Annotated in this window: 9 protein-coding genes; 6 read left to right on the top strand and 3 right to left on the bottom strand. The window is 63.5% G+C overall.

The features are described 5' to 3' along the window. Window positions 1–3: 3 nt before the first annotated feature. The 4 genes from VN378_RS16520 to VN378_RS16505 are packed head-to-tail and all read left to right on the top strand — an operon-like array spanning window position 4 to window position 4,914. Window positions 4–1,293, top strand: coding sequence for a glycosyltransferase family 4 protein (locus VN378_RS16520; RefSeq protein WP_325744650.1), 1,290 nt, complete (start codon window positions 4–6; stop codon window positions 1,291–1,293). Between the two features lie 2 nt (window positions 1,294–1,295). Continuing rightward, entirely contained in the window at window positions 1,296–2,795 is a 1,500-nt protein-coding gene (locus VN378_RS16515) for a lipid II flippase MurJ (RefSeq protein ID WP_325744671.1), read from the top strand. Continuing rightward, complete coding sequence (locus tag VN378_RS16510; RefSeq protein ID WP_325744649.1) at window positions 2,792–3,850, top strand: hypothetical protein; 1,059 nt, start codon at window positions 2,792–2,794, stop codon at window positions 3,848–3,850. The genes VN378_RS16515 and VN378_RS16510 overlap by 4 nt, the downstream gene beginning before the upstream one ends. Next, window positions 3,847–4,914 (top strand): DUF1972 domain-containing protein, encoded by a 1,068-nt coding sequence (locus VN378_RS16505; RefSeq protein ID WP_325744648.1) that lies wholly within the window; start codon window positions 3,847–3,849, stop codon window positions 4,912–4,914. Before VN378_RS16510 ends, VN378_RS16505 begins: the two co-directional genes overlap by 4 nt. A 45-nt stretch (window positions 4,915–4,959) precedes the next feature. Here the strand turns inward: VN378_RS16505 and VN378_RS16500 are convergent, their stop codons facing one another. From VN378_RS16500 to gmd, 3 genes are read right to left on the bottom strand one after another with little or no spacing between them, the layout of a single operon-like run. Further along, window positions 4,960–5,946 carry an NAD-dependent epimerase/dehydratase family protein gene (locus VN378_RS16500; protein WP_325744647.1) on the bottom strand — a complete coding sequence of 329 codons (987 nt, stop codon included), beginning with the start codon at window positions 5,944–5,946 and terminating at the stop codon, window positions 4,960–4,962. Then, window positions 5,888–7,066, bottom strand: a complete 1,179-nt coding sequence (locus VN378_RS16495) for a DegT/DnrJ/EryC1/StrS family aminotransferase (protein WP_325744646.1) — start codon at window positions 7,064–7,066, stop codon at window positions 5,888–5,890. The genes VN378_RS16500 and VN378_RS16495 overlap by 59 nt, the downstream gene beginning before the upstream one ends. Before the next feature lie 28 nt (window positions 7,067–7,094). Further along, the gene (gene gmd, locus VN378_RS16490) at window positions 7,095–8,144 is read right to left on the bottom strand and encodes a GDP-mannose 4,6-dehydratase (RefSeq protein ID WP_414642271.1); all 1,050 of its coding nucleotides are present in this window, start codon (window positions 8,142–8,144) and stop codon (window positions 7,095–7,097) included. 664 nt (window positions 8,145–8,808) lie between these two features. Between gmd and VN378_RS16485 the strand changes: the two genes are divergently transcribed. Next, on the top strand, window positions 8,809–11,097 hold the full coding sequence (locus tag VN378_RS16485; protein WP_325744645.1) for a polysaccharide biosynthesis tyrosine autokinase: 2,289 nt from the start codon (window positions 8,809–8,811) through the stop codon (window positions 11,095–11,097). 5 nt (window positions 11,098–11,102) lie between these two features. Further along, window positions 11,103–12,344 carry a hypothetical protein gene (locus tag VN378_RS16480; RefSeq protein WP_325744644.1) on the top strand — a complete coding sequence of 414 codons (1,242 nt, stop codon included), beginning with the start codon at window positions 11,103–11,105 and terminating at the stop codon, window positions 12,342–12,344. Window positions 12,345–12,457 lie beyond the last annotated feature (113 nt).

Here is a 12,457-nt window from a genome sequence, read left to right as displayed (position 1 = left end):
GGCATGTCGACGCGCCCCCGGGTTCTCGCCCTTGCCTATATGGTCTCCCCGAAACGCGGGTCAGAGTACGCCGTCGCCTGGAATTACATCCAGGCAATGCGATCTCACTGCGACCTGACGGTGCTGTATGGCTGCGCGGGCCCCCATATGGGCGAGACAAGCGATTTCGAAACCGCCACCTTTGTGGACTGCAGCGCGGATGGCCCCGTCGCCCTCCATTTCGTCCCGCAATCGCCGCTCGCCCGGTGGCTGAACGCGCTTAACAGGCGAGGTGTGCTGCCCCACGTTTTCTATCTCGCCTACAATATCTGGCATCGCGCGGCGTTGACCGAAGCGAGGAGACTTACCGCCGAAGAGCCTTTCGATCTGATCCATTTCGTCGGACCGATCGGTTATCGCGAGCCCGGCTATCTCTGGCGGCTACCGCTTCCCTACGTCTGGGGACCGATCGGCGGCGTCACCAGCGTTCCGTGGCGCTTCTATTCGGTCGTGCCCTTCAAGGGGCGCCTTGTGCTGCTCGCTCGAGCATTTACCAACCTTCTGCAGCTCCGCGTCAGCCGGCGGATTGATGCGGCGCTGAAGCGTGCTGACTTCCTCTTCGCCGCCACCACTGGAAACCAGGCGGTGATCGAGCGGCTCAAAGGCGTGAAATCGACCTATTTGGCGGAAAACGGGATCGAGGGCACCATCTCGCTCAACGCCGACAAATTCCCCGCCCGGCCAATCCGGATCGCATGGATAGGGTCGCTTGAAGCCCGAAAGGGCCTGGTGTTGTTGTTGAACGCCCTGGCCGGGTTGCGCGACGTCCATCAGGTGCAGGTCGACATCGTGGGCGACGGCCCAATGGGCGAGCAGCTGAAACGGCTTGCTGCCACCTCTGGCATCGGGGGCCGAGTGGTCTGGCACGGACGCGTCTCCCGCCCGCGAGTGCTGGAGTTGCTCGATCAGGCCCATCTCCACGTGGTGACCGGACTGAACGAGGGCAATCCGACCTCTGTCTGGGAAGCCTTGGCCCGCAGCGTCCCTGTGATGGCCCTGGATCACTGCGGAATGCACGATGTGGTACAGCCACCCTATGGGATTCCCGTGCCTGTCATCGACCCCGGCAAGACGACACAGGCGATTACCGACGCGCTGGAAGAGCTGATCGCCGCGCCCGAACGGCTCGAAGCGATGGCCCGATCCTGCGCGGTGGCCTGTGACCGCTTCCGCGTCGAACACCGCCCCGCCGTCTTGCTTGACGCCTACCAGAAGGCGGTGGACCGGCGCCGGGAATCCGGGGCGAGCCGTTGACCATGCGACTGGACTTCCTCGGCCTGCTTACGGCGCGAGGCTTCAAGCTAGCGGTCGGCCTCGCGACAATATTCGTCTACGCTCGCATGTTCGGCGTCAGCGCGACGTACGACGCTTGGGTATGGTCGCTTGGCATCGTCAACGCCGCCACCATGATCCTGTTCGGGCCGATCACGGAAACGATCCGTGCGAGCTACACCGCCATCGATCACAAGGAGGGGCGTCCCATCGCGGAAGAATATATCGCGACGGTCGCACTGATGATGATCGGTGCCACGGCGGTGCTCGCCGCCGCTGCGGTATTCCTTTTCCCCATCATTGTCAGGGTCTTGTATAGCGAGCAGCCAGAGCAGGCCTCGCTCTCGGCCTTTTTTCTGTACGCCCTGATGCCATCGCTGCTGATCTCGCAAGCAGTCGCGGTGCTGACCGCCCACCTCAACTGCCGGGGCAGCTTTTTTCCTCCCGAGATCGCCGGTATCGTTGGCGGTGCGGTGGGGGTGCTGTTCATTGTCCTGTTCCCCGCCCTGCCCGCGCTCTGGGTGCTTCCTATCAGCTACTACATCGGTCTGGTGTCACCCCTCTTGGTCGGCGCCTCCTTCTGGCCCGAGCTGACACGCGCCGTTCTCCGCCTAAAAGCCGTTGCTTTTCGGCGGCATGCGCGGGAGGCACTGGTCTTTTCTCTACCGCTCCTGCTGCCCTATGCGCTCAGCCAGGTCAGCGGCCTGATCGAGCGGCAGTTCGCGCTTCAAGCCGGCACGGGGGTGCTAGCGATCCTGAGCTACGCGCTTTTTGCCCGTAATACCGTGCAGGCGGTGTTCTCCTCCGCCCTTTCCGCCCTGGCGGTCCCTTCGCTGACCCGAAGCTGGAGTTCCCTGGATCGGGCTCCTTTCTGGCACGAGATCCGGCACTGGGCGCACCAGTGCCTGGTGCTGCTGACCATGGGCATGATCGCGCTGTTCGGCCTCTCCAGCTTGGCGCCCGTCATCCTGTTCGGCGGCGACCTCGGGACTGAAACCCAACTTCTGCTGACCGAGTTACTGCGCTGTTATTCGATAGCACTCGTGTCCGTGATCCTTTACTTGGTCGGTGGATCGGCGCTTCTGGGGGCAAGACGGGGAAAAACCTATGCCTTCCTGGGCACCTTGGCAGGCGCTGCGTCGACGCTCTTGGTGATCGCTCTGTTTCCCCGTATCGGCGTGCTGGCCATTCCGATCGCGCTGGGGCTCAGCCATGCGGGCGCCGGTTGGCTGATGTTGAGCACTTTTGGGCGGGCCGAGGCTTGGTGGATCATAAAGCGCGTCGTAGTCTGCGTCGTAGTGATCGGCGTCGCCGGTTCGATAGTCCAGTATATCGACCTGGTGTCACGTGATGCTGCGGTCCCGATTATCGGCCGCCTCGCCATCTGCCTAGGGGTCTCGGCGTTGCTCTGCGGCCTCTGGTGGCTGCTGGCCCGGCGTCAGGGAGAACCGCGCGTCTCCGCCCCATTGGAACCCGGAATGTGAGCGCCGTGCAAAGGGTTCTTTTTGTTCAGCCGTTTGATGCGTACGCTGGATCGCAGCGCGTCGCAGAAGCCATCGTCAACGCATTCGCTGCGGCCGGGGTGAATGTGGCGATCAAGCTCGGCTTCGGCGGTCGGGGCTTTCTGTCAGAGGTACCCGGTGTTCGGCCCGACGTGCGTTGCGGCCATATTCCAACCCGCAAGCTGCTCTACCCCCTCTGGATCATGCTCGCCTTGGCGCCCGTGGCCTGGGCAGCGATACGGGGGCGCGTCGTCTGGGCCAACACTGTCTACGCCATCCCCCCGGCCCTGTTGGCGATCCTGATCGCGCCGAGGCGGACGGTGGTTCACCTTCACGAGGCGACCTTCCCTGCTCCGTTTCGTCTCCTAATCCGATTTGCCGGATGGCGCGGCTCCAGGCTTGTCTGTGTATCGGCGGACCAAGCGCAGCGCCTCGGTGTCGCAGCGGCCATATTGCCCAATCCAGTCAGCCGACCCACGACCGATTACATCAGTGCCCGGAAGGATCGCCTTCTCTTCGTGGGCACCACGCAACCGATCAAGGGATTCGATCTGTACGTCGCGGTCTGCCGGCGGCTGACTGGCGTGGCCTTGCGCAAAACGGCGTACCTGTCAGACGAAGATCGCCATGATCGAGCACTGGTGGACGCCGCTCGCGGCGTCGGGATCGACGTCGTTTTCGGCGAACGCTCTCCGGACGTCATGTACGCCGACGGCTTTCTGGTCCTGCTCTGCACCGATGCGCGAGTGTGCGCCGAGACCTTTTCGCTCGTCGCCGCCGAGGCCGTCACGCGGCTCGTGCCGGTGGCGGGCACAGGCATCATCGTCCTTGGCGAAGTGGTCGGCGAGGCGCTGGCCTTCAACGACCCACGGCGCGATCCCGATTTGATCGCTCAAGCGATTGCCGACCTTCACCGCGCGCCGGAACGGGCCGCTGTACTCCGCGCGGCATGCGCAGAGCGCCGGCCTCATTTTTCAACGGAGATCTTCGCGAACCGCCTTCTCGACCTTCTCAAGAAACAAGGAGCGGCGTCTTGACGTCCCGACCAGTGGCGCTTGTTGGCACAGTGGGCGTCCCCGCCCGCTACGGCGGTTTCGAGACGTTGGCGGAACAGCTCTGCGTCAACCTTTCAGCCGACGACGTCAAGCTCATCGTCTATTGCGAAAAGCGTACCTACGGGCCAACGGAGCGCGAGCCGGCGTTTCACGGCCACACCCGCATATTCCTGCCGCTGCGCGCGAACGGACCGGGGAGTCTCTTCTACGACGGGCTAGCCCTGCTGCATGCCGTGTTCATTGTCCGTGCGCGTGACATATACGTATTCGGCTACTCTGGAGCCTGGCTGTTGCCGCTATTGAGGCTGTTGTCTCCGCGCAGCCGGTTCATCGTCAACGTCGACGGCATGGAGTGGCGACGCGACAAGTTCTCAAGATCGGCCAAGCTCTTGCTCAAGGCGTTGGAATACTGCGCCGCGCGCTGTGCTTCGGTCGTCATCGCCGACAATGAAGCGTTGGCGACCCTGTTTCGTGATCGCTATGGCCGCGAGCCCGTCACGATCGCCTACGGCGGCGACCATACGCTGATGTCGTCCGGCGAGGCTGCGGCCCCGAAACGACACTATCTGGCGATCGCCCGGATCGAACCGGAGAACAACACCCGGGAAATTCTCGAAGGGTGCCGGCAAGCGGGGGTGCCGCTTGTCTTCGTCGGCAACTGGAGTGCGAACGACTACGGCCGCACGCTTCGCCAGAGGTTCGGAGAAACGAGCGGCTTCCAGCTGCTGGACCCGATCTACGAGCAGATCGCACTCGACCCATGGAGAAGGCAAGCCCGTGGCTATATCCACGGCCACAGCGTGGGCGGTACCAATCCGTCCCTGGTTGAGGCGCTGTTCCACACCGATCTTCTGATCAGCTTCGACTGCGCCTTCAATCGTGCGACCCTTTCGGACGCTGGGCACTACTTCAGCGATGCCGCGTCTCTGGCCGCGCTCCTGCAGCGCCCCCTCGCGCCGGTTGAAAGCAGGGCCGTCAACGCGCTTCGCGACCGGTACCGCTGGAAGCACATCATCGCAGAATATCGCTCGCTGCTGGCGGATTGAAAAACGCCTGCACGGACGGCGCTTGGCCCGCCGCCGGCATCCTGGTCAGGCGGTACGAACGGCCTGATAGTACTTCAGCGTATCGCGAATCCCGTCCGCCAGCCTCGTCTTCGGCTGCCAGCCAAGCTCGGTCTGTTGAGTGACGTCCAGCAGCTTACGCTTCATTCCCGCAGGTTTTGACGGATCATAGGCGAAACCACCCGAATAGCCGACGGCCGCCGTGATCGCCTCGTAGTATTCGGTGACCGAATGGTCCCGGCCCACTCCCACATTCATCAGATCGGGCAAATCCTCGATGCGAGGCAGCCACGTCCAGATGAAGTCCGCCAGATCACGGGCGAACATAAACTCACGTCGGGCGGTGCCGTCGCCCCAGATTTCGACCGTGTCCCGGCCCTCTTCCGCCGCTGCGACCACCTTCATGATGGCCGCCGGCACCATGTGGGAGCGGACCGCATCGAAATGGTCGTAGAGGCCATACAGGTTGCAGGGCACAATGGTCTTGTACTGCAGGGAGGGGTTCTCGCGGCGCATATACTCGGCCAGTTTCCAGGATACGATCTTGGCGAGCGCATAACCCTCGTTGGTCGGCTCCAGCGGCGCCGACAGCAACATCGGCAACGACAGCACGTCGTCAATGTTGCGCGGATACATGCAGCTGGATCCGACGTTCAGAAAGGTCTGGATGCCATTGGCCCGCGCCGCTCCGAACAGGTTGAGGGCGATCTGGGTGTTCTCGACGAGGAAGCGAACCGGCTCGTTGATGTTGGCCTGAATTCCACCGACGACGGCGGCGAGGTGTATCACCGCATCAGGCCGGTGCTGCGCGAACCAAGCATCGCACGACGCCGCGTCGGTCAGGCTGAGCTCCGACCGCCGGGGGGCCAGTATCTCGTAGTCGGCCGTCCGCGGGTCGGACAACAGGTTGCGGCCGACCATGCCGCTGGCGCCGGTCACGAGAACCTTCATACGATCAGCCGCTGATGGCCTGGCCAACGATCTGGCGCAGGCGCTCCAGATCAGGCCGGACATCCCAGTGATGATTGCCGATGTAGAAGCCGCGGTCGTGGATCTCGTCGGCGTTCGGCAGGTTGGGGTTCGGGTGGTAGTCGAGATGCCGGATGACCGGGTTGCGATAGAAGTTGCCGGCGACGACGGGCCGGGTTTCCACGCCTTCGCCCTTCAGCGCCGCCAACACCGTCTCACGGGACACCGCCGCGTCGGGTGTCAGGACAAGGGAGAAGCCGAACCAGCTGCTCTGGCCGGTTTCCTGCTGAATACGCAGGCCTTTGACGTCGCTGAACAGCTCCTGGAAGCGCGCGGCGTTGGCCCGGCGCTGCTCGATGAAACCCGGGAGGCGCTTCAACTGTTCGATGCCAATGGCTCCGGACATCTCAAGCGGCCGCAGATTGTATCCAGGCAGAATGAACCGGAAGAGTTCGTAAAACTCGCTGCGCTCGTCCTTCTCCACCAGGTGGTTGGGCCAGGACAGGTTGCGGGTCCAGCCGTGGGCGCGCAGCGACAGCATGAGCTGGTACAACTCCTCGTCATCAGTGACGCTGACGCCGCCCTCCATCGTCGACATGTGGTGACTGAAGAAGGTGCTGTAAGTGCCGATCGCGCCGAAGGTGCCGGTCGCCCTGCCGCCAAAGGTCGCGCCCATCGATTCGCAGTTGTCCTCCAGCAGGGTGATCGGCCGGTCGCCGATCAGCGCCTTGATGGCGGTGTAGTCGTTGGGATTGCCCAGCAGATTGACGGCGAAGATGACCGCGACATCATCGTCGATCGCTTCGGCCAGAGCCTTGAGATCGAAATTGAGCGTGTCGGCGTCGATATCGACGAACCGAAGTTTCAGCCCGTACTGGGTCAGGGGGTAGTAGGTTGTCGCCCATGAGACAGCCGGAACGATAGCCGTCATCCCCGCCTTCACCTTCGGCTCGCGCGTGAAGAACAGCGCCGCGACCGCCAGCAGGTTGGCGGAGGAGCCGGAGTTCGACATCACTGCGTATCGCGCGCCGAAATATTCCGCGAACCGTTCTTCGAACTCGCGGACCTTGGGACCCATCGTGGTCTGGCCGCTGTCCAGAACGTCGATCGCGGCCTGCCGCTCTTCGTCGCCCCAGGTGGAGGCGGCCAGGGGGTAGGTTGTCATGAAATGTTCCCGGGTTCTGTCAGTACGATCAATCAGCTTTGGCCATCAGTCGGAGGTCTTCGCGGACCATCTCGCTGCACAGCGCATCCCAACGGGTCTCGTGGTTCCAACCAAGCTTCTTCTGGGCCTTGGTGGGGTCGCCGATCAGAAGGTCGACCTCGGTCGGCCGGAAATAGCGGGGATCGACCTCGACCACGATCTCGCCGGTGGCGGCGTTGACGCCCGTCTCCTCGACTCCCCCGCCGCGCCATTCGATCTCGATGCCGGCCTCGCGGAAGGCCAGGGCCGCAAAGTCGCGCACAAGGGTGGTCTCGCCAGTCGCCAGGACATAGTCGTCGGGTTGGTCCTGCTGGAGCATGAGCCACATGCCCCGGACATAATCACGGGCGTGGCCCCAGTCGCGCTTGGCGTCGAGGTTGCCGAGATAGAGCTTTTTCTGACGGCCGAGGCTGATCGCCGCCGCCGCACGGGTGATCTTGCGCGTCACGAAGGTTTCGCCGCGCAGAGGGCTTTCGTGATTGAAGAGGATGCCGTTGGAGGCATGCATTCCGTATGCTTCACGGTAGTTCACCACGATCCAGTAGGCATACAGCTTCGCAGCGGCGTAGGGGCTGCGCGGATAGAAGGGCGTGGTCTCGGACTGCGGGATTTCCTGCACCTTGCCGTACAGCTCGGACGTAGAGGCTTGGTAGAACCGCACCTTCTCGGTCATGCCGAGCAGGCGGATGGCTTCGAGCAACCGCAGCACGCCCATCCCATCGGAATTGGCGGTGTATTCCGGCGTCTCGAAGCTGACCTGAACGTGGGATTGCGCGGCCAGATTGTAGATTTCGTCGGGCTGCGTTTCCTGGACGATGCGGATCAGATTGGTGGCGTCCGTCATGTCCCCGTAGTGAAGGATCAGCCGGGGGTCGGACTCATGAGGGTCCTGGAAGAGGTGTTCGATGCGGCTGGTGTTGAATGACGATGACCGGCGCTTGATCCCGTGGACAATATAGCCCTTGTCCAGCAGCAGTTCTGCGAGATATGCGCCATCCTGGCCGGTGATGCCTGTCACGAGAGCAGTCTTGCGGGTCATAATGGTCATTCCTTCGTTTTCCGGCGACGCCTTAGCGTTAATCTCGAAGCGACGGAACACCCTCTGCGCATGACCCAATACGGGTCGCGCCGGGGGCGCAACTTGCCAGTTCACGCAGACAGCGATTTTCCCACCTGGACGCGACAATCACCGGTCGAGCCGATTGGGCCTTTAGGCTGTGCCGATCATCGGATCAACCGGTTATCGCGACAGCCTTCCGCATACAGCAACACACCAGGTTGACCGCCCGCTCCCGGTGCTGGACAAGGCCTTCGGGTATGGGGACTTGGTAGGGTGCCTGCCGGGCGTCGACCTCTCCCCTGTCAACCATCCGCTTGTGCGGGACCATGTCAGTCTTGCGAGGTTATTTGTCGTCCCTGATGCGCGCCCTTTTCGCTTCTACCGGTCCGGGCGCCGTTCTGCCCGGCGAGACCCGCGCCTCCACGGCGCTGCGTACGGTCGTCGACGTGATTCCCTCCTGAACTGTTTTCAGAGCGTTCCAGATCTTGCATGACAGTCAAAAACGTTCCTGCCGAGACGCTAGGCGGTCCCGGGCTAGGGACACCATAGCGACCTTTCGAATTCGGATGCGTGTAGGAGGGCTTTACGATATCAGCCCGAGTTGTTTCAGCGCGGCTGCGGCCGCTAGGCGTTACGGTTTAGCATGATGTTGGGCGACAATTCCTTTGCTGGTGAGCGCGGCCCCCGTCCGAGGGCCGACGACCGGTCACGCATTGCGGCTGTCCATGCCCAGCCGTCAGACTGGGTTGGGGATCGCCCGCCCACGCCTGCTTTTGACCTGGCTGTCTATTGGCGCCTGGCGCTGAAGCATCGCATTCTGATTCTCGGCTGCTTCTTCGGAATGCTGGCCCTCGGCGCGGCGCTGACGTTGCTCATGACGCCGATCTATACCGCCAAGGCTACTCTGCAGATCGACCGCGAAGCCGCCAGGGTCTTCAGCTCCGAGGAGGTCTCTCCTCCCGAAAGCATGATCGCCGGAGAAGAGTTCTTCCAGACGCAGTACGGCCTGCTTCGCAGCCGCTCGCTCGCCGAACGGGTCGTCGAAAACCTTGGGCTCGCCAGCTCTAACGCGGCGCTGGAGGCGATCGGGGCCGAACCGCCGACCGCCGCCGGCTCGGGCGCCTCGCAGGCGTCCCAGCGCCGGGCCGCGGCCCTGAAAGTAGTGCAGGCGAGCCTCAGCGTTGCTCCCGTACGGGGCTCGCGGCTTGTGTCCGTCGGGTATGACAATCCCGATCCCGTCGTGGCGGCGCGGATCGCCAACGGCTTCGCGGAAAACTTCATCCAGGCCAATCTGGACAGGAAATTCGAGAGCTCCTCGTACGCTCGCGAGTTTCTCGAGGAACGCATCGCCCAGACCAAGGATCGGCTGGAATCGGCCGAACGCCAGCTTGTCGCCTATGCCGCCAATCAGCAGATCATCAACATCAGCGAGCCCGGAAGTGGCGAGGCCAATGTCGGCGCAACCCAATCCCTGACCTCCAATAATCTCGTCGCCATAAACGGCGCGTTGGCGAAAGCCCGCGAGGAGCGGGTCGCGGCGGAAGAGCGGTGGCGCTCGGCGCGAAGCTCTGCCTTGATGACGCTGCCGGAGGTTTTGCAGAACCCGACGATTCAGCGACTGATGGAACAGAAGGCGGTTCTGGACGCCGCCTACCAACAAAAGCTCAGCATCTATCGGCCGGACTACCCGGAGATGGTGCAGTTGAAGGCCCAGAGCGACGAGGCCGATGGTCAGATTCAGGCCATCGCCGGCAACATCCGTCGCTCGATCCAAAGCGAATATGAGATCGCGGCCCGCCAGGAGCGGTCGCTTGCAGGCCAGGTCGCGGCCCTGACCGACGATGTGCTGGATCTTCGTGACCGTTCCATCCAGTACAACATTCTGCAGCGCGAACTGGATACGACCCGCACCCTCTATGAGGGGCTTCTGCAGCGCTACAAGGAAGTGAGCGTCACAGGCGGGGTCGCGGCCAACAACATCTCGATCGTTGATCGCGCCGCGCCGCCGGAGGCGCCGTCCAAGCCGAATTTGCTGCTCAACATCTTGGTTGCGGCCCTGCTGGGCATCGGCCTGGGCGCGGCGGGCGCCCTTGTTCTCGAGGCGTTGGACGAGACCCTGGCGACCCCCGACGACGCCGAGAGCAAGTTGGGAGTCCCCGTACTCGGCGTGGTCCCGCTGCTGGAAAAAGGGCAGACTACCGCCGCTGCGTTGGCGGACCTCAGGTCCGGCTTCTCCGAAGCCTATTACTCCCTGCGAACGGCGCTTCAGTTCTCGACGCCCGATGGAGCGCCCAGCAGTCTTTTGATCACCAGCGCCCGACCAGCTGAAGGCAAGTCGACCACGGCCTACGCCATCGCGCTAAACCTCGCCCGGGTCGGACGGCGCGTGCTGCTGGTGGATGGCGACCTTCGCAACCCGTCCATGCACCGGGTCGTCGGTGTCGAAAACGAATGGGGGATGAGCAATCTCCTCTCGGGCTCGGCAGACCTCGCCGCGGTTGTGCGACCGACCAACGCGGAAAACCTGTTCTTTATTCCGTGCGGCCCTCTGCCGCCCAACCCGGCCGAACTGTGGGGCGGCGACCGGTTGCGCCAGATCCTGGCCGAAGCCCGGGCCACCTACGACCATGTGGTCATCGACGGTCCCCCTGTTCTCGGATTTGCGGACTCGCCTTTGCTGGCCGCCGCCGTGGGCGGCGTGGTCTTCGTGATCGAGTCCAGAGGCACCCGTCGGGGCCAGGCGCGCGGCGCACTGGGACGTCTCAGGGTCGGCCAGGCCCATCTGCTGGGCCTGGTACTGTCGAAGTTCAGTGCCAAGAGCACGTCCTACGGCGGCTACGACTACGCCTATGACTACAAATACGGGGCCGAGGCAGAACACAGCGGCGCAACCACCAGCTCCAAGGCGGGCGGGAAGGCCAAACGGACTTGAGGAGCGTGACGGAAACGTCAGGCCCGCAACGGCGCCTCGCGGCGGCCGGGGTTATTCCCTATGCGCTGGCGGTCGGGGGCATGGTGCTTGCCTGGCAGATCGTCATCCAGCCGTACATCGAGCGGGCGCCCGTCGAAGCGGCTATCCGGATCGCTCCCACCTCGCCGCTTGTCCTGCGGCGTGCAGCCGAGTCGGAGTTGGCCGCTGGACGCAACGACAACGCCGCCGCTCTCAGCCGGGACGCCCTGAGCCGCGCGCCCTTTGACGTAAAGGCGCTGCGGGTCGTGGGATTGACGGAGGCCAAGGCCGGCCGTCTAGATGAGGCGAACGAAATACTGACCCTGGCCGGGAACTGGAGCCTTCGGGACGACCCGACTCATGCCTGGCTCGTGGAACACAGGCTTCGGCGAGGGGACTACGCCTCCGCCTTCGCACATGCGGACACCCTGGCGCGACGTCGGGGAGACCTTCAGCCCCCGACCTTCCGTCTCTTCACCCTGGCTGCGACGAGAGACCCGCAACGGGTCCTGCCGGTGCTCACGGACCTGCTCGCTATCCGTCCGCCCTGGCGGCCGGGTTATCTGACGAGCCTCTATGAGGCGGATGGCAGTTTGCCGGTCGCCGCCAATCTCGCTGTCCTGCTCCAGTCCACTCCCGCGCCCCTGACGACGACAGAACTCCAGGAGTTCTATGCGAATGCGATGGCGCAGCGACAGGTCGGGATCATAAAGACCGTGCGGGCGCGCCTGAACCGCCCCGCCTCCGGCTCGGCGGTGACAAACGGCCGCTTCGACGATCCGACGGCTCCTGAGCCGTTCCAATGGTCTCTGGTCCAGAAGTCCGGCGCGGTCGCCGAGGCCATGACTGACGAGCTCAGGCCTTCGAACCCGGCTCTCAGGGTCGAATACGATGGCTATTCCGCCGCCGTCATAGCTCATCAAAGGGTATTCCTCGCACCGGGCGCGCACCACTTGCGCTTCCAGTTCAGAATCGAATCCGGAGAACCGACTGACCGTATGGGATGGAACATCACCTGCGACCCCGGGGGCCGTTCCATACTCTCAAGCTCGGCCGTGCCGGTTACGGGAGCCGGCGCATGGACCTCTTCAGCCGTGAAATTTTCCGTTCCGGAGGGTTGCCCCAGCCAACTGCTGGAACTCCGGGGCCGGGCTCTGGACAACCGCAAGCCCATGGTTGTCTGGTTCGACGAGGTTGCGATCGACGCCTTCAAACCGACGCCGAACTGATGCCGTCTCGCCGAATGATCCCGCCTGTAATCCAGGCAAGACAGTTGTGGGCGCCGCGGACAGCCAACGATCCCGCCCGATCTGGGCCGTATTTATGTAAACGCCATTGTCTA

The organism is Brevundimonas sp. (assembly GCF_035561115.1).
Lineage (GTDB): Bacteria > Pseudomonadota > Alphaproteobacteria > Caulobacterales > Caulobacteraceae > Brevundimonas.
Note: the sequence above shows the minus strand (reverse complement) of the source record. Positions and strands in the feature narration are given on the sequence as shown.

What these genes read in the sequence shown, in the direction of transcription:
- VN378_RS16520 (WP_325744650.1), top strand. Translation starts at nt 4, where the DNA reads ATGTCGACGCGCCCCCGGGTTCTCGCCCTTGCCTATATGGTCTCCCCG.
- VN378_RS16515 (WP_325744671.1), top strand. Translation starts at nt 1,296, where the DNA reads ATGCGACTGGACTTCCTCGGCCTGCTTACGGCGCGAGGCTTCAAGCTA.
- VN378_RS16500 (WP_325744647.1), bottom strand. Translation starts at nt 5,946, where the DNA reads ATGTCCGGCCTGATCTGGAGCGCCTGCGCCAGATCGTTGGCCAGGCCA.
- VN378_RS16495 (WP_325744646.1), bottom strand. Translation starts at nt 7,066, where the DNA reads ATGACAACCTACCCCCTGGCCGCCTCCACCTGGGGCGACGAAGAGCGG.
- gmd (WP_414642271.1), bottom strand. Translation starts at nt 8,144, where the DNA reads ATGACCCGCAAGACTGCTCTCGTGACAGGCATCACCGGCCAGGATGGC.
- VN378_RS16485 (WP_325744645.1), top strand. Translation starts at nt 8,809, where the DNA reads ATGATGTTGGGCGACAATTCCTTTGCTGGTGAGCGCGGCCCCCGTCCG.